This is a genomic window from Actinomadura sp. NPDC048021, from assembly GCF_040653135.1.
GTDB lineage: Bacteria > Actinomycetota > Actinomycetes > Streptosporangiales > Streptosporangiaceae > Spirillospora > Spirillospora verrucosospora.
The window spans coordinates 77,306-93,894 of the sequence record NZ_JBEZJQ010000021.1 but is presented as its reverse complement, the minus strand read 5'-3'; the positions used below and the strand labels follow the sequence as shown (position 1 = coordinate 93,894).

Here is a 16,589-nt window from a genome sequence, read left to right as displayed (position 1 = left end):
CGTCGGGCCATGAACACCGAGGTCTGCGCACGGTTCGGCATCGAGTTCCCGCTGTTCGCCTTCAGCCACTGCCGCGACGTCGTCGCCGCCGTCACCAACGCCGGCGGGTTCGGCGTCCTCGGCGCCGTCGCGTACACCCCGGACCGGCTCGAAGAGGAGCTGCGCTGGATCGACGACCACGTGGGCGGCCGCCCCTACGGCGTCGACGTGCTCGTCCCCGGCAAGATCGACAAGGCGGCGGAGGGCGGCGGCGGCCTGGACGCCCTGCTCGCCGCCGTCCCCGACGAGCACTGGAACTTCCTCGTCGGACTGTTCGCCAGGTACGACGTCCCGCTGCCCGACTTCGAGAAGGCGAAGCGGTCCAACGCGCGCGGCGGGGCGCAGGTCACCAAGGAGGGCGCCACCGAGCTGATCGACGTGTCGCTCGCCCACCCGATCGGCCTCATCGCCAGCGCCCTCGGCACCCCGCCGCCGCTGATGGTGGAGAAGGCCAAGGCCGCCGGGATCCCCGTCGCCGCGCTGGTCGGCACGTCCGAGCACGCCCGCCGCCAGGTCGCCGCCGGCGTCGATCTCGTCGTCGCGCAGGGCGGGGAGGCCGGCGGGCACACCGGCGAGATCTCCACGATGGTGCTCGTCCCCGAGGTGGTCGACACGGTCGCGCCGGTGCCCGTCCTCGCCGCGGGCGGGATCGCCACCGGACGCCAGATGGCCGCGGCCCTGGCGCTCGGCGCGTCCGGCGTGTGGTGCGGCTCGGTGTGGCTCACCACCGAGGAGGCCGAGACGTCCCCGCCGGTCAAGGAGAAGCTGCTCGCCGCCACGTCCCGCGACACGATCCGGTCGCGGTCGCGGACCGGCAAGCCCGCACGGCAGCTGCGGTCCGCGTGGACGCAGGAGTGGGAGGGCCCGGACAGCCCCGGCCCGCTCGGCATGCCGCTCCAGATGATCGTGGCGGAGGGCGCCATGCGGCAGATCACCAAGGTGGCCGAGTCCGGCAATCCGGGCGCCCGCGCCCTGGCGAACTACTTCGTCGGCCAGTGCGTCGGCCTGATGAACACCGTCAAGCCCGCCCGCCAGGTCGTCTACGACATGGTCGAGGACTTCGCCGACGCGGTGGAGCGCCTCAACCGCATCACCGGCGAGGAGTCGGCCACTCAGCCCTGAGGGCGTCGAGATGACCGGGCCGGGCCCGCCGGTCCGGCCCGGCAAGGGGACGTCCCGGCCCCGGCGCTCGCTCAGTGCTTCCCTTCGGCGTACCAGATGGTGCTGCGGAGGTCGGTCCCCCTGATCACCTGGACGCGCCAGGGCTCCAGCCGCAGGACGTGCAGTTCCGGATCCTCCGGCCCGCCGCGCCAGAACCGGCCGAGGTCGTACCCGGCGCCCCGCGGGCTCGTCCGCCGGTAGAGGTCCCAGACGCGGCGCTTGGTCTCCAGGTCGTCGTCCCAGGCGGCGACGGCGTCGATGCTGACCGCGTTCTGCCTCGGCGTCCAGTAGGAGAACGTGGTGTGCGGATTGCCGGCCAGATGCGCGGCCTTCACGGGCGTCCGGTATGTGGCGAGCCAACCCAGCGGGCGGCCGTCGCCGGTCTCCCAGACGGGGATGAGCACACGCGCGCGGGGCCGGCCCTTCGCGTCGACGGTGGTCATGGTCGCGTACACGATGTCGCCGATGTAGGCGTCGAACTGATCCCTGATCTCGGTGAACGACTTCACCTTCGTGGCCACTGGCGTCTCCCTTCCCGATCAGGCAGCGGTCTCGGCGGGCTCGGCGAGCGGGCTCCAGTCCGGGGTCGCGTCGTCCGGGGCCGCGGGCGAGCGGAGGCTGAACGCGATCACGACCGCGCCCAGCACCGCCGCCGCGACCGGGACGGCGAGGGCGGTGCGCAGGGCGTCCAGGCCCGTTCCCGCGGCGAGGTCCTCCAGCCGGACCACCCCGTACGCCAGCAGCAGCATCGCCCCCGTGACGGTCAGTGCCCCGGCGATGTCGAAACCGCCCGGGCTCCGCACCGCGCCCGCGCCGGGGAGCAGGGCCAGCGCCGCCACGAGGATCAGCGCCGCCATGATGACCGGCGCGAAGAACACCCACCTCCAGCCGAAGGACGCGAGCATGCCCCCGGCCACCAGCCCCAGCGAGAACCCGCCCGCCGCCGTCCCCGCGTAGACGCCCAGTGCCCGGGTGCGCGCCGGCCCCTCGGGGAAGGTGGAGGTGACCAGCGCCAGCCCGGCGGGCGCCATGAACGCGGCCGCGACGCCCGTGAGGAAACGCGCGGCCAGCAGCATCCAGCCCCCGGTGGCGAATCCGCCGACGCCGGAGAAGACCAGGAAGACCGACAGCCACAGGACGAACATCCGCCGGTGCCCCAGCAGGTCGGCGGCCCGGCCGCCCAGCAGCATGAAACCGCCGTAGCCGAGCACGTACGCGCTCACCACGCCGCCGAGCATCCCCGTGGACAGGCCCAAGTCGGCGCGGATCGACGGCAGCGCGACGTTCAGCATCGCGACGTCGATCCCCTCTAGGAAGATCGCGCCGCACAGCACCATCAGGACGCCCCATGCGCGCCCGTTCATTCGCTCGCTCGAATCGGACATCGTCGCCCGGCACTCCTTCGACGGAACCGGACGGGGTGGTTCCCCAGGTGACGGCCGGTTCCCTCTTGCCACCGGCCACATCGTCCGGCACTGCCGGTGGGATCAGAAGACGGCACTTCCGAGTCCCCCGGTTACCGCGCGGATACCGGCGCCGACGACGGCGTTCTCCGGGGGACCGGCGCGGACCGCGAGGTACGGTCGAACGCGAGGTCTCCTCCCCCCCGCGCCCCGAGCGGGCCGGCGGGGGACATGATCAACCGTGTGCGACGATGGCGGGGTGCCCGTTCCCCAGCCCATCGCGGCCGATCCGCCCGGCGTGGTCCCCAGGCCGTGGATCACGCAGTGGTGGCGTGACCTGGCGTTCGTCCACTGGGCCGTGGAGCCGCGACGGGTGGCGCCGCTGCTACCGAAGGGCGTCGCTCCGGACACACTGCACGGGGCCACCTATGTCGGTCTCATCGCGTTCAGGATGGACCGGGTCGGGTGGTTCAGGCTGCCCGGAGTCCCGTACTTCGGGACGTTTCCGGAAACGAACGTGCGGCTGTACTCGGTGGACGCGCAGGGGCGGCGCGGTGTGGTCTTCCGGTCGCTGGACGCCGCGCGGCTGCTGCCCGTGCTGATCGCGAGGGCCGGGGTCCGGCTGCCGTACCAGTGGGCGCGCATGGCCATCCGAGCCCGGGACGACGTGATCGGTTACGCCAGTTCACGACGCTGGCCGGGCCCGCGCGGCGCCTACAGCCGGATCGCCGTGCGGATCGGCGAACGGGTGGAGGCGCCTTCGGAGCTGGAGCACTTCCTGACCGCCCGCTGGGGCATGCACACCGCCGTCCGCGGGCGTGTCGCGTTCCTGCCGAACGTCCATCCGCGGTGGCCGCTGCACCGGGCGTCGCTCCTGCGCTGCGAGGAGAACCTCGTGGCCGCGGCGGGCCTGCCGGGGCCGCTCGGGGAACCGGTCAGCGTGCTGTACTCGCCAGGCGTGCCGGTACGGTTCGGCCGCCCGGACGATCGATCGCTCCGCTGAGCCGCGCTACAGGACGCGGGGGCTGCGGCGTTCGAGGAGGACGACGTCCCTCCAGCGGCCGTTGAGGCGGCCCAGGCGTTCGCGGACGCCCACGGTGCGGAACCCGGCCTTGGCGTGGAGCCGCAGGCTGGAGGTGTTCTCGGGGAAGACGCCCGACTGGATCGTCCAGATGCCCTCCTCCTCGGTGGAGGCGATCAGGGCGGACAGCAGCGCGGCGCCCACACCCCGGCCCTGCGCACGAAGGCTGACGTAGACACTGTGCTCCACCACCCCGCTGTAGCAGCAGCGGTCGGAGACGGGCACGGCGGCGATCCAGCCGAGGACCTCGCCCGACGGGCCCGCCTCGGCGGCCACGTACCGGTGGCGCCCCAGCTTGGCGGCGTCGAACTGCGCCCAGGTCGGGGCCGTGGTCTCGAAGCTGGCCTGGCCGGTGTCCAGGCCCTCCTGGTAGATCGCCAGCACGCGGCCGGCGTCGCCCGGGCGCATGGCCCTGACGACGATGCCGGGTTCCTCGATCGGCTCGTTCATGTGCGTCCTTCCGGTCCGCGGATGTCAGCCCCATCCGCGAGACTTCTCCTCCATGAGCCTGCCAGAGGATTTGGACGAGTTGGCGCGAGCCGTCATCGACGAGAACCGGTACATGACCCTGGGGACGAGCGAGGCCGATCACCGGCCCCGCCTGTCGCCGGTGTACTTCACGCACGCCGGCTACCGCACGTTCTACTGGGTGTCCTCCCCGGACGCGCGGCACTCCGGCAACATCGCCGCGCGCCCGGAGGTCGCCCTCGTCATCTTCGACTCGAACGTGGAGATCGGGCAGGGCCGCGCCGTCTACGTCGACGCCGTGGCCTCCGTCGTTCCGGACGATGATCTGCCGCGGCGCTGCGCCGAGGCGTTCCCCGACGCCGGTCCGGGCGCGGTGGCCTTCCAGCCGGACGAGCTCAGCGGCGACGCCCCGCTGCGCCTCTACCACGCGGACGCGACCGGATACGAGGTTCACCTGCCGGGCCGCGACCCGCGCAACGCCGCCGGGATCGACACCCGGCGCCGCGTGCACCCGGTGAAGCAGACCTGAGGCCGCCCGTCACCCCTGGCCGGGGTCGCGCACCGCGGTGACGGCCATGGTGGCGTAAGGCATGACGAAGGAGCCCCCCATGGCGTCGACGGCCTCGCCGACGCCCTCCAGCACCCGCGCCCGGTCGGCCTCCGGGAGCCTGGTGAGCGTGCCGTGGGTGGGCATCTGGTCCAGCCACTCGTCGCGGGTGTAGGTGTGCTCCCAGTCGAACCGCCATTGCTCCGGCGCGCCGAAGCCTCCGGCGGCCCGGATCCCGTCGGCGGCCTTGGCGAACATCATCTGGTAGATCTCCATGGCCGGCCTGTCCGCGTGGACGGTGAACGGCGAGTCGGGCACGACCCGCCGGTAGACGGCGGCGAAGGCGTCCGCCACGGCGGGCGGGAGCTGGAACACGTGCCAGAACGCCGCCAGCCGGCCGCGCGGGCGCAGCACCCGCGCCGCCTTGGCCGCTCCGGCGACCGGGTCCACCCAGTGCCAGGCCGTCCCGGCGATCACGGCGTCGAAGTCCCGGCCCGCGGGGTCCCAGGACTCGAACGTGGCCTCCTCGACCTCCAGGCCGCCGCGCCGCGCGAAGGCGGCCATCCGCGCGTCGGGCTCGACGCCGAGCACCGTGCAGCCCGCCGCCTGGAACTGGCGGGCCTCGATGCCCGTGCCGCAGCCGACGTCGAGGACGTCGGGGCCGGGGCAGGCGGCGGCGATCCGCTCCACGAGGGCGTCGGGATAGCGGGGCCGGGCGCGGTCGTAGCGTTCGGGGTCCGTGCCGAAGGACTCCGCCACCTCGCGGGCGCGATGCGGCTCGGGGGACGGGTCGGTCGCTATAATGGGCATGCGCCCACTATGAATGGGCGCTTGCCCACTCGTCAAGGGGGATCCGCCGTGCCGACAGGGGTCGCCATGCGCGACGTGCGCGGGCAGCTGTTCGACGCCGCCGAACGCGTCCTGCTGCGGGAGGGGCCGAGCGCGCTGACCAGCCGGGCCGTCACCGCCGAGGCGGACTGCGCCAAGGGCGTCCTGCACCGGCACTTCGCCGACTTCGACGCCTTCCTCGCCGAGTTCGTGCTGGACCGCGTGGACCGGATGGACGCCGAGGCCGCCGCCCTCCGCGACGCCGCCGGGACCGGCACCGTCGTCGGCAACCTCTCCGCCGCCCTGAGGGCCGTCTTCGCGTCGGTCGCCGTCGCGATCCTCCCCCTCATCACCTTCCGGGACGAGCTGCGCGCCCGGCTGCGGCGGACCTGGCCGGCCGGCGTGCCGGTGCTCACCGAGGCCGTGGAGATGATCGCCTCCTACCTCGCCGCCGAGCGCGAACTCGGCCGCGTCGCGGCGGACGCCGAGGTCGACCTGCTCGCCCCCACCCTGGTCGGCGCCGCCCACCTGCTGTTCGCCGACCGGACCGCCGCCCCTCCGGACGACGAGGCCGTGCGCAGGACGGTCACCGGGGTCGTCGCGGCCGCGCTGCGCTGACCCTCCCTTACAGCCGTTCGACGACGATCCGGTCGTCCCGGACGGTCACCGGCGTGTCGAAGGCGGCGCAGGCCTTGGCGAAGCGGTCGATGATCCAGGCGCGGTCGGCGCCGGCGGCCAGGCGGGTGCGGCAGAAGTCCAGCCGGATCGGCACCGCCTCGATCCGGGACGGCCCGGCGGCGTCCAGCGTCACCAGGAACAGCAGGCCGAGGTCGTTGCGCAGCAGGGCGTCCACCGCGTAGTCGTCGATGAAGTCGCCCATGTCGAACACGACCGGCCACGCCACGGCGTGGAAGACGTGCGCGGAACTCCCGGCGACGAGCGTCGCGCCCGCGTCCACCAGCCTCCCCGCCGCGCGCCGGACGTAGGGCAGCGGCGCCGGGATCATGTTCGGCCCCCAGTGCGGCATGACCAGGACGGCGTCGTGGCCGCCGCGGAGCCGCCGGATCTCCTCCAGCAGGGAGCCGGGGACGCCCTCCTCCAGGTCGGCGAGGGCGACGCCCGGCCGGTCCGGTCCGGCGGCGAAATCGGCCGGATGGTCGGTGACGCCGACGACCGCGACCCGCACTCCCCCCGCCTCCAGGACGGCGGGCTCCCACGCCCGCGCGAGGTCCTCGCCGGCTCCGACGGTCCGGATGCCCGTCCGCCGGAGGATGTCGAGCGTGTCCGCCAGCGCGTCCGGCCCGTAGTCCAGAGCGTGGTTGTTGGCGAGCGTCACGCAGTCGACGCCGAGGTCGGCGAGGGTTTCGGCCGCGGCCGGCGGCGCGCGGAAGTGGAACGGCTTGTCCGGCGCGTCCCACCGCCGTCCGCGCCCGGACACGCAGCACTCCAGGTTCACCAGGGCGAGGTCGGCCTCGTGGAAGACCTCGCGCACCTCCTCGGAGAACAGGCCGTGCGGGCCGGACGCGGCGATCTCCTCCGCCACGCCGCGTCCGAGCATCGTGTCCCCCGCGAGAGCGATCGTGATGGCCATCGCAGAACCCCCAGGACAGTCGTGCCCTGTTCGGGGACGGCTCTCACCGGTCGCGGCGAGATCGGCGCGGCGCGCTCAGGAGAGCGCGCGGCCCGGGCCCTTCTTGATCTGGTCGACGAAGAGCCGGGCGAGCGCCTGCTGCCCGGCGACCGTCGGGTGGTAGCTGCGCGGCTCCGCTTCGAGCGCCGCGAGGTTCAGCGTCAGGCCGTTCATGTAGGCGTCGCGGCTGCCGACCTCGTGGCCGGCGAACGCGCTGTAGGCGTCCACGAACTCGACGCTGCCGTGCCGGTGCCCGGCCACCTTGCGCGCGTCGGCCTCCGTCACCGACTGCCGGATCACCCCGCCCAGTTCGTAGGCCCGCGCGTTCAGCCAGCGCTGGTCCGGCACGGTGATGTTGTCCCCGTCCACGCCGCTGACCTCGGAGAACGCTTTCGGGTAGGACATCACGACCACCCGCGCGTACGGCGCCCGCGCGGTGATCTCGGCCAGCAGGGCGGGCAGGCTCCGCCGGAGCTCGGCCATCCGCCGGGCGATCTCCTCGCCCTGCGCGGAGCAGCCCCGCCCCCACGGCAGCTTCACCACGCAGCCGGCGAGCACCCGCGAGAACCCGACGTCGTTGCCGCCGATGCTGAGGGTGACCAGGCTGGTGTCCCGTCCGATGCGGCCGATCTGCGGGGGTTCGCCGCCCCGTCCGTCCAGCACGTCCTCGGTGGTCGCGCCGGAGCACGCCCAGAACGCGGCGCCCTTCGCGAAACGGAACGCCCGTGAGACCTCGTGGAAGTACGCCTTGGACGTCCGGTGGCACCGGTCGAGCGGATTCTGGTCGCCCACGGTCGCCTCCGCCCCGACGCCCGCCGAGTACGAGTCCCCCAGCGCGACGTAGGCGCCCCGCGTCGCCACCTCGGCCGGGGTGATCGTCCGGGTGCCCGCGACGACGGGGTCGGCGCGCCGCTCGGGGTCCGGAGCGTGGCACCCGGCCCCGAACACCTCGCACCGCGCCGCCGGCATCGCCACCAGGGGGACGACCGCCAGCGCCAGCAGCAGCGCCAGGAGCGCGAGCGCGGCCCCCCGCTCGCCAAGACGGCCCCGCACCCACGCGACCGGGCTGATCATCGCTCTCCTCCGTGCACGCACCGGACGTCCATGGGCCAGACGTCCGCCGGGCGCCCCAGGTTCCCGCCTTTACATTGTAGATCTTTAACTGGGACGCCCGAGCGGCGCCCACATGACCAGCCGGGGGCCCAGCTCGTGCAGGCCGGCCTCGACCTCGGCGTCCCAGTAGGCCGCGATCCCCGGCCCCCACCGCTCCCGCGGCAGTTCCGCGAACCCGTGCCGGGCGTACCAGGGGCCGTTCCACGGGACGTCCCGGAACGTGAGCAGGCTGACTCCGGGCGCCCCGGCCGCGGCGGCCCGCGCCTTGACCTCCTCCAGGAGCAGAACGCCGATCCCGCGCCCCACCAGGTCTCCGCGCACCGAGATCTGCTCCAGGTGCGCGGCCCCGTCGACCTCCTCGACGGCGGCGAACCCGACCGGCGGGTCCCCCGCCACCACGATCTCCGCGCCCTTCCCGATCACCTGCTCGACCACGGTCGGGCCCGGCGGGAACACGATCCCGATCTCGCGGAACATCGCGTCCCCCGAGTTCTCGATCTCCGCCAGCCCCGGCAGGTCCTCGGCCCGCGCCGTCCTGACCTCATGTCCCATGCCGCGATCGTAGGCGCTCCCCCGGACCCCGTCCTCCCGATTATCCGGCCCCTGGTCAGGCGTAGAAGCGCATGTGCCAGTCCATCGGCGGCTCGCCGTAGGAGTCCGCGGGCGGGCTCGGGCCGAACTCGACGGCGCTGCCCTCGGCGAGGACGGCGATGGTCCCGGCGGCCTCGACGCCCGCGCGCCAGTGCTCGGGGACGGCCCGCGAGCCGTACCGGGCGCCGAGGAGGTTCCCGCAGACGGCCCCCGTGGAGTCGCTGTCGCCGGAGTGGTTGACGGCGAGCAGCATCCCGCGCGGGACGATCTCCAGCGGGTACCCGCCCGCGGCCTCGGCGGCGAGCGCGGCGTGGACCGCGATGGCGAGGGCCTCCGGACCGGTGAACCCGCCGCCGAGGCTCTCCAGCCGCTCGGGCGCCGGGCCGCTGAGCGGCAGCGCCAGCGCCTTCTCCAGCGCCGCCGACGTCTCTTCGTGCCCGGCGTGCTTGCGGAGCTCCGCCATGGCGACCCTCAGCGCGTCGGCGAGGGCGGCGCCGTGGACGAGCGCCGACACCGCCACGGCGAGCGTGCCCGCGGGGAGGCGGCCGGACGGGTGGCCGTGGGTGAGCGCCGCCGTGCCCTGCCCCCGGGCGAAGACGGCCCCCGGGTCGGGATGCCCGAAACCGCACGGCGCGGCCCGGACCGTGCCGGCGGAGCCCTTGGAGTCGTTGACGGGCTCGTCCACCGTGCCGAGCGGCCACCCCGGCTTGCCGCGCTCCGCCGCCCTGCGCAGCGCGGCGAGGGTGGTGCGGCCGGCGCCGCGTCCGGCCGTCACCGCCGGGTCGCGCAGCGCCGGACCGCTCACCGGCGAGTCCTGCTCCGGGACCCGCTCGCCCTGGGCGCGGAGCCACGCGAGGTAGTTCGCCTGCGCCAGCCCGAAGTACGCGCCGCCGATCCCCCTCGCCCGGGCCCGGATGGACGCCTGGACGCCCGCCTGCGCGGTGAGCAGGCTCAGCTGCGTCGCCTCCCCGATCTCCGCGCGCCGGGGAAGCCCGGTCACGCCCGCCGGTCCGCAGGCCGCGCGGATCTCGGCGAGCGACATCCCCTCCACGGGACGTCCGAGCGCCTCACCGACCGCCCCTCCGAACAGGCACCCCAGCATCCGATCGCCCGCCGTGTCCGCCATTCCCGACACGCTACCGATCCCGCCCCGCCGCACCGCCCTGGAAACCCGCACCGGCGGCCCCCGGCCCCCCTCCGCCGGCAGGGTGGCGGCTCCCTCCCGGAGGGGAGCCGGATCACGCGCACGAGGGAGGCCCCGCACCGGGCGCAGGCCCTTCACTGTCCGTGCAGGCAACCGCACGACCGGAAGGGCGAACATGCTGAGGAACGCAACGGCGGTGGTCCGCCGGATGCACGGCCATACCGTCGAGGACGCGCCGCGGTGGGCGGTCGTCTCCGCCTACGCCGCGAGCCTGGTGGTCCTGCCGTCCTGCGTCTGGCGGATCGCGCTGGGCTTCGGCGCTCCGATCGGGCCGCTCCGCGGGGACGCGAGCGACGCGCGGGGCGACGTCCCCGCCTGGCTCCCGATGTGGGGATACACGATCTTCCTCAGCGTCCTCAGCGAGGCGCTGGCCTTCCTCGCCGTCGGCCTCGTCTCCCGGTGGGGCGAGGTCGTCCCGCGCCGGGTCCCCGGGCTCGGCGGGCGCAGGGTGCCGGTCCTGGCCGCCGCCGTCCCGGCGGGCGCGGGCGCCGCCCTCCTCACCGTGGGAACGCTCGTCGCCCTGCCCGGCTTCAACGACTTCACCGCCCCGGACGGGACCGCGGTGCGGCTCGAAGGCTGGAGGCTCGTCCTCTTCGCCGCCTCCTACGGCCCTCTCGTGGCCTGGGGTCCCCTCCTGGCAGCCGCGACCATCGCCTACTGCCTCCGCCGCAGACAGCGCCCCTCCCCCGCCGCCCTGACCACGCGCTGAACAGCCAACACCAGAACAGGGCCGCCCCGGCCAGCTCCCCACACCGCTGGGACAGCTAGCCCGTGGCGGCCTCGGGCTTTTGGGCATAGAGCGCGTCCCTGGCAGGAGACCCAGTGCGCGCCGGCAGTGACACAGCGATGCGCCGCGGCCCTTTGCAGGCTGTTACGGGTCAGCTGGGCGCCCTTACCCAAGCGAACCACCGGCCACGACCTGAGGGCACTGAAATTGGGCTGCGTCCGGGACGTGGCCGGGGGCATGCTGAGGCATGGCGTGGAAGCTGACCGGCGATGTCGAAGAGTTCCTGGCGCGCGCGGAGGGATTCTTGTGCGCCGATCCTGTGGCGAACACTGTGCCGCTGACGGTGACCAAGGCGATCCGGACCCTGGGGCCCGGCCTGTACCCGAAGGCGCTGTTCGGCTGGTGGACGGCGGGTGGCGACGTCGCGGGCACCTGCGTGTGGACGGGGCCGTATCCGGTCCTGCTGAGCGCGATGCCGGGGCCTGCGGCGTCGGAGTTGGCCGAGGTTCTGGCCGGACGCGAGCCGGCGGTCCCCGGCGTCAACGGGACGCAGGAGACCGCCGAGAACTTCGCGGACGCGTGGACCCGCCGGACCGGAAGCCCGGCCCGCGTCGCGCGGCACGAGCGGCTCCACCGGCTGGCGGGTCTCGACATGCCGGACCCGCCGCCGGAAGGCGCCGCGCGCGTCGCGGACGTCGGCGACCAGGATCTGGTGCGCGACTGGTACGCGGCGTTCCGCCGTGACGCCGGCGGCCACGGCGACCCGAACACGGCGATGATCGACGGGCGGCTCGCGGAGGGCGGCATCGTGCTGTGGGAGGCGGGCGGACGCCCGGTGGCCCTGGCGGGACGGACGCCGGCGATCGCGGGAACGGCGCGCGTGGCGCCCGTCTACACCCCCGCCGAGCACCGCCGCCGCGGCTACGGGGCCGCGGTGACCGCCGCCGTCACCCGCGCCGCCCAGGACGCCGGCGCCGAGGAGGTCGTGCTGTTCACCGACCTCGCCAACCCGACCAGCAACAGCGTCTACCACCGCCTCGGCTACCGCCCGGTCGAAGACCGCCTCGTCCTCGCCTTCCCGTCACCCACCCGCCCCTGAAGCGGCCATTCCCGCCGATCGCTCCCGGCGGGCCGGTGGGCGTGTTCGGTCTGGGCTGGGGTTCGCGGGGTCGGTGGGCCGGTGTTGCCGGCGGGGCGTCGTCGGCCGGGGGCTACTTGACGCCGGCCTCCTTCATGTCGCGGAGTTCGCGCTTGAGTTCCTTGATCTCGTCGCGGAGGCGGGCGGCCAGTTCGAACTGCAGGTCGGTGGCGGCCTGGTGCATCTGGTCGGTCATCTGCTCGATGAGGCCCTCCAGCTCCTCGCGGGGGCGCTCGCCGACCAGGTCGGCGGCGTGGCGGCCGGCCTCCCTGGTGCGGGACGCGAGGCCGGGGACGGGCGCCTTGCCGCGGCTCTGCTGGCGGCCGGCGCCGCCGATCAGGGTCTCGGTGTCGGCGTCCTCGCGGGCGAGGGAGTCGAGGATGTCGGCGATGCGCTTGCGCAGCGCCTGCGGCTCGATGCCGTGCTCCTCGTTGTAGGCGCGCTGCTTGGCGCGGCGCCGGGTGGTCTCGTCGATCGCCCGCTCCATGGACGGGGTGACGGTGTCGGCGTACATGTGGACCTGGCCCGACACGTTGCGGGCCGCGCGGCCGATCGTCTGGATGAGGGACGTCTCCGAGCGCAGGAAGCCCTCCTTGTCGGCGTCGAGGATCGCCACGAGGGAGACCTCGGGCAGGTCGAGGCCCTCGCGGAGGAGGTTGATGCCGACGAGGACGTCGAAGTCGCCGGCGCGCAGCTCGCGCAGCAGCTCGATGCGGCGCAGGGTGTCGACCTCGCTGTGCAGGTAGCGGACCTGGATGCCGAGTTCGAGGAGGTAGTCGGTGAGGTCCTCGGCCATCTTCTTGGTGAGGGTGGTGACGAGGACGCGCTCGTCGCGCTCGGTGCGCTCGCGGATCTCGTGGATGAGGTCGTCGATCTGGCCCTTGGTGGGCTTGACGACGATCTCCGGGTCGATCAGGCCGGTGGGGCGGATGACCTGCTCGACGACGTCGCCCTTGACGCGGTTCATCTCGTAGGGGCCGGGCGTCGCCGACAGGTAGACGGTCTGGCCGATCCGGTCGAGGAACTCCTCCCACTTCAGCGGGCGGTTGTCCATGGCGGACGGCAGCCGGAACCCGTGCTCGACCAGCATCCGCTTGCGGGACGCGTCGCCCTCGTACATGGCGCCGATCTGCGGGACCGTCTGGTGGGACTCGTCGACGACGAGGAGGAAGTCTTCGGGGAAGTAGTCGAGGAGGGTGTTCGGGGCGGTGCCGGGGCCGCGGCCGTCGATGTGCCGGGAGTAGTTCTCGATGCCGGAGCAGGTGCCGACCTGCCGCATCATCTCGATGTCGTAGGTGGTGCGCATGCGCAGGCGCTGCGCCTCCAGCATCTTGCCCTGCCGCTCCATCACGGCGAGCGTCTCCTCCAGCTCGGCCTCGATCTGGCCGATGGCCCGCTCCATGCGCTCGGGGCCCGCGACGTAGTGGGAGGCGGGGAAGACGTACAGCTCCTCGTCCTCGGTGATCAGCTCGCCGGTGAGCGGGTGCAGGGTGGCGAGCTTCTCGATCTCGTCGCCGAACATCTCGATCCGGACGGCGAGCTCCTCGTACTGCGGGATGATCTCGACGGTGTCGCCGCGGACGCGGAAGGTGCCGCGGGTGAAGGCGAGGTCGTTGCGGGTGTACTGCATGCCGACGAGCTGCCGGAGCAGGTCGTCGCGGTCGATCTCCTGGCCGACCTTCAGCCGGACCATCCGGTCGACGTACTCCTGCGGCGTGCCCAGGCCGTAGATGCAGGACACGGACGCGACGACGACGGTGTCGCGGCGGGTGAGCAGCGAGTTGGTCGCCGAGTGCCGCAGCCGGTCGACCTCGTCGTTGATCGAGGAGTCCTTCTCGATGTAGGTGTCGGTCTGCGGGATGTACGCCTCGGGCTGGTAGTAGTCGTAGTACGACACGAAGTACTCGACGGCGTTGTTCGGCAGCATCTCGCGCAGCTCGTTGGCGAACTGGGCGGCGAGGGTCTTGTTCGGCTGCATGACGAGGACGGGCCGCTGCAGCTTCTCCACCAGCCACGCGATCGTGGCGGTCTTGCCGGTGCCGGTCGCGCCGAGCAGCACGTTGTCCTTCTCACCGGCCGAGACGCGGGCGGCGAGCTCGGCGATCGCCTGCGGCTGGTCGCCCGACGGCGTCATCTCGGTGACGACCTCGAACGGCGCCACGCGGCGCCGCAGGTCCGTGACTGGGCGCATCGACACTCCCCCTGGATTCGGCCATCTCCCTGCTCTCCCAACTGTATGCAGGGGCTCCGACATTCCGCGGCCGCGCGCGGGGGCCGCGGTCCCGGCTCAGGAGGCGGGCAGCGGGAGCCGGGCCCGGACGGCGTAGCCGCCGGCGCGGGGGCCGGCGTCGAAGCTGCCGCCGAGGGCGGTGACGCGCTCGCGCAGCCCCACCAGGCCGTTCCCGCCGGAGGGCAGCCGGTGCTCGGGCCCGGCCGTGGGCGGTTCGTTGGCGATCTCCACCTCGACCGCCTCCGGGAGGAGGCCGAGCTCCACGCGGGTGGCGGCGGCGCCGGCGTGCTTGTGGACGTTGGTGAGGGCCTCCTGCACGAGCCGGTAGACCGTCCGGCCGACGGCGGCGGGCATGGGGCGCTCCTCGCCGCGGATCGTCAGGTCCACGCGCAGGCCCGCGGCGCCGGACTGGCCGACCAGCTCGCGGAGGTGCGCCAGCGTCACCACCTGCTGCGGAAGGGCCTCCTCCCCCTGCCGGAGCACTCCGACGACGTGGCGGAGCTCCTCCAGCGCCTGGCGCCCCATGTCGCCGATGACCGAGGCGGTCTCGGCGGCCCGCGCCGGGTCGCGGACGGCGATCGCCTTCAGCGCGCCCGCGTGGACGACCATCACGCTGATGCGGTTGGCGACCACGTCGTGCATCTCGCGCGCGATGCGGGTGCGTTCCTCCCCCCGGGCGCGCTCCGCGAGCAGGTGCTGCTCGCGTTCGAGCCTCGCCGCGCGTTCCTGGAGCGAGGCCAGGAGCTGCTTGCGCGCGCCCATGTAGAGGCCCAGCAGGACGGGGACCCCGACGAACGCGATCCCGAAGATCGACTGGGCGAGGAAGGACTCCGTCGCCGCGGTCGGGGCCGGGAAGACCAGGCTGGCGACGTAGCCGCCGAGCGCGATCGCCACCACCGTGCGGCGGGACGCGGTGTAGGCGGCGAGCGAGTACAGGACGATCAGGGTGCTGAACGCTCCGGCGCCCGTGACGGTGCCGTAGACCACCGCGAACACGGCCAGCCCGACCGGGTGGGAGCGCCGCACGATCAAGGCCAGGCCGAGCACGACGCTGCAGGCGGACACGACGGGCGGGGGCAGCCAGAACTTCTGGTCAGCGAACCACAGGAAGACGCCGTCGAGCACCGCGAACGACACGGCGATCGCGATGTCGAACGCACGGGAACGCCGGGTGGGCCATGCCCCCGACCACCATCCCCGTACGCGCATGGCGACGAGCCTATAGCGATCGGAAGGGCGCCTGTCTCCCCCGCGAGCGAAGCCCTTACCTGCAGGGCTTTCAAAGCGAATGGGCGCTGTGGTTACGATGACCGCGCCGGTCGTGCCGTTCGGGGGGGACGACCCTTCAGCGTCCCCGACGCCCCGGCGCCGACAAGGACGGGGAAACCGCACAATGGCCCGATTCGCCGACTGGTTCGGGAAGAACGCCGACGCAGTGATCGCGCTGGTCCTGGCGATCGTCGTGGCGGTGCTCGGCCTCGGGGTGAACCTGCCGAACGAGACCGAAATCACCAACAGCGGGATCCTCGCGGTGATCGGCCTGCTGGCGACGTCGGTGCTGCGCGACCGCGGGCGGCGGATCCCGGTCGAGGCGGAGGTGCGCGACACGCTGCGCGCCTCGTCGGCCACGCTCGGCGAGCTCGACGCCAAGCTGACCCACATCGAGGAGTTCGAGGGCGTCCTGGCCGACACCAAGCGCGCGCTGGACGAGACCACGGTCGTGCGGGTCATCAGCGGGGCGCAGGTGGCGCAGGTCCTGGCGGAGGCCCGCCGCGACACCGACCGGTGGTTCTTCAAGGGCGGGACGGGCACCTACATCCGCGCGCGCACGCTGCCCGAGTGCGTGGCCGCCGCCCGCCGGGAACGGCGGACGCTGCTGTTCCGCCTGGAGATCCTCGACCCCACGAACGTGGAGGTGTGCGAGGCGTACGCGCGCCACCGCCGCTCGGTGTCGGACGGACCGGACGCCACGGGCGAGCCGTGGACGCTGGAGCGCACCCGCAAGGAGGCGTACGCCACGATCCTGGCGGCGTGCTGGCACAAGCAGCGGTTCGCGATGCTCGACATCGACATCGGCCTCGCGCAGACGATGACGACCCTGCGCTACGACCTCGCGTCCTCGCGTGTGGTGGTCACCCGCGACGACCCGCGCGGCGAGGCCCTGGTCGTCGACAGCGCCAAGTTCTACTACAGCTGGGTGAGCGCGGAACTGCAGACCAGCCTCGACCAGGCGCGGCGCGTCCCGGTCGAGCAGGCCAGGCTGGCGCCCCTGGACGACGAGCCGACCGTGGAGGAAGCGCGCAAGCTCTTCGAGGTCATCGGAATCGACCTCGCGCAGGGCTATACCGACCGCGACGTCATCGAGATCATACGAAAGGCCCTGCGGGCCAAGGACCCCTACGAGTGACCCCGCCTGGGTCGGGCGGGGC

At 73.5% G+C, this 16,589-nt stretch carries 17 protein-coding genes; 7 read left to right on the top strand and 10 right to left on the bottom strand.

The window, feature by feature from the left end; genetic code table 11:
- Positions 1 to 9 precede the first annotated feature (9 nt).
- Positions 10 to 1,161, top strand: coding sequence for a nitronate monooxygenase (locus tag AB0C87_RS30025; RefSeq protein ID WP_345175319.1), 1,152 nt, complete (start codon positions 10 to 12; stop codon positions 1,159 to 1,161).
- Between the two features lie 71 nt (positions 1,162 to 1,232).
- Here the strand turns inward: AB0C87_RS30025 and AB0C87_RS30020 are convergent, their stop codons facing one another.
- Complete coding sequence (locus AB0C87_RS30020; protein ID WP_345175321.1) at positions 1,233 to 1,721, bottom strand: pyridoxamine 5'-phosphate oxidase family protein; 489 nt, start codon at positions 1,719 to 1,721, stop codon at positions 1,233 to 1,235.
- An 18-nt stretch (positions 1,722 to 1,739) separates the two neighbouring features.
- Complete coding sequence (locus tag AB0C87_RS30015) at positions 1,740 to 2,585, bottom strand: MFS transporter (protein WP_360580596.1); 846 nt, start codon at positions 2,583 to 2,585, stop codon at positions 1,740 to 1,742.
- Positions 2,586 to 2,862: 277 nt separating this feature from the next.
- Here AB0C87_RS30015 and AB0C87_RS30010 point away from each other — a divergent pair, with 277 nt between their 5' ends.
- Positions 2,863 to 3,606, top strand: coding sequence for a DUF2071 domain-containing protein (locus AB0C87_RS30010; RefSeq protein ID WP_360580594.1), 744 nt, complete (start codon positions 2,863 to 2,865; stop codon positions 3,604 to 3,606).
- A 6-nt stretch (positions 3,607 to 3,612) separates the two neighbouring features.
- Here the strand turns inward: AB0C87_RS30010 and AB0C87_RS30005 are convergent, their stop codons facing one another.
- On the bottom strand, positions 3,613 to 4,134 hold the full coding sequence (locus AB0C87_RS30005) for an N-acetyltransferase family protein (protein WP_360580593.1): 522 nt from the start codon (positions 4,132 to 4,134) through the stop codon (positions 3,613 to 3,615).
- A 52-nt stretch (positions 4,135 to 4,186) separates the two neighbouring features.
- On the opposite strand from AB0C87_RS30005, the gene AB0C87_RS30000 reads away from it, so the two are divergent.
- A complete protein-coding gene (locus tag AB0C87_RS30000; RefSeq protein WP_360580591.1) occupies positions 4,187 to 4,681 on the top strand; it encodes a pyridoxamine 5'-phosphate oxidase family protein in 495 nt (164 codons plus the stop codon).
- A gap of 9 nt (positions 4,682 to 4,690) precedes the next feature.
- Here the strand turns inward: AB0C87_RS30000 and AB0C87_RS29995 are convergent, their stop codons facing one another.
- On the bottom strand, positions 4,691 to 5,509 hold the full coding sequence (locus AB0C87_RS29995; protein ID WP_360580589.1) for a class I SAM-dependent methyltransferase: 819 nt from the start codon (positions 5,507 to 5,509) through the stop codon (positions 4,691 to 4,693).
- A 66-nt stretch (positions 5,510 to 5,575) separates the two neighbouring features.
- Here AB0C87_RS29995 and AB0C87_RS29990 point away from each other — a divergent pair, with 66 nt between their 5' ends.
- Positions 5,576 to 6,145, top strand: coding sequence for a TetR family transcriptional regulator (locus AB0C87_RS29990; RefSeq protein ID WP_360580587.1), 570 nt, complete (start codon positions 5,576 to 5,578; stop codon positions 6,143 to 6,145).
- Between the two features lie 7 nt (positions 6,146 to 6,152).
- On the opposite strand, the gene AB0C87_RS29985 is transcribed toward AB0C87_RS29990, so the two are convergent.
- The 4 genes from AB0C87_RS29985 to AB0C87_RS29970 all read right to left on the bottom strand — a co-directional run bounded on the left by AB0C87_RS29985 (position 6,153) and on the right by AB0C87_RS29970 (position 9,987).
- Positions 6,153 to 7,118 (bottom strand): CapA family protein, encoded by a 966-nt coding sequence (locus AB0C87_RS29985; protein WP_360580585.1) that lies wholly within the window; start codon positions 7,116 to 7,118, stop codon positions 6,153 to 6,155.
- A gap of 75 nt (positions 7,119 to 7,193) precedes the next feature.
- Complete coding sequence (locus tag AB0C87_RS29980) at positions 7,194 to 8,231, bottom strand: GDSL-type esterase/lipase family protein (protein WP_353832053.1); 1,038 nt, start codon at positions 8,229 to 8,231, stop codon at positions 7,194 to 7,196.
- Positions 8,232 to 8,315: 84 nt separating this feature from the next.
- On the bottom strand, positions 8,316 to 8,822 hold the full coding sequence (locus tag AB0C87_RS29975; protein WP_345175336.1) for a GNAT family N-acetyltransferase: 507 nt from the start codon (positions 8,820 to 8,822) through the stop codon (positions 8,316 to 8,318).
- A gap of 55 nt (positions 8,823 to 8,877) precedes the next feature.
- Entirely contained in the window at positions 8,878 to 9,987 is a 1,110-nt protein-coding gene (locus tag AB0C87_RS29970) for an ADP-ribosylglycohydrolase family protein (protein ID WP_360580582.1), read from the bottom strand.
- Between the two features lie 193 nt (positions 9,988 to 10,180).
- Here AB0C87_RS29970 and AB0C87_RS29965 point away from each other — a divergent pair, with 193 nt between their 5' ends.
- Together AB0C87_RS29965 and AB0C87_RS29960 are read left to right on the top strand one after the other, a co-directional pair.
- Positions 10,181 to 10,774 carry a hypothetical protein gene (locus tag AB0C87_RS29965; protein ID WP_353832051.1) on the top strand — a complete coding sequence of 198 codons (594 nt, stop codon included), beginning with the start codon at positions 10,181 to 10,183 and terminating at the stop codon, positions 10,772 to 10,774.
- 265 nt (positions 10,775 to 11,039) lie between these two features.
- The gene (locus AB0C87_RS29960; protein WP_360580580.1) at positions 11,040 to 11,891 is read left to right on the top strand and encodes a GNAT family N-acetyltransferase; all 852 of its coding nucleotides are present in this window, start codon (positions 11,040 to 11,042) and stop codon (positions 11,889 to 11,891) included.
- A gap of 112 nt (positions 11,892 to 12,003) precedes the next feature.
- Here the strand turns inward: AB0C87_RS29960 and uvrB are convergent, their stop codons facing one another.
- Complete coding sequence (uvrB, locus tag AB0C87_RS29955; RefSeq protein ID WP_345175342.1) at positions 12,004 to 14,121, bottom strand: excinuclease ABC subunit UvrB; 2,118 nt, start codon at positions 14,119 to 14,121, stop codon at positions 12,004 to 12,006.
- A 96-nt stretch (positions 14,122 to 14,217) separates the two neighbouring features.
- Positions 14,218 to 15,369 carry a histidine kinase gene (locus AB0C87_RS29950; RefSeq protein ID WP_345175344.1) on the bottom strand — a complete coding sequence of 384 codons (1,152 nt, stop codon included), beginning with the start codon at positions 15,367 to 15,369 and terminating at the stop codon, positions 14,218 to 14,220.
- Between the two features lie 184 nt (positions 15,370 to 15,553).
- Here AB0C87_RS29950 and AB0C87_RS29945 point away from each other — a divergent pair, with 184 nt between their 5' ends.
- On the top strand, positions 15,554 to 16,567 hold the full coding sequence (locus AB0C87_RS29945) for a hypothetical protein (protein ID WP_345175345.1): 1,014 nt from the start codon (positions 15,554 to 15,556) through the stop codon (positions 16,565 to 16,567).
- Positions 16,568 to 16,589: the final 22 nt, after the last annotated feature.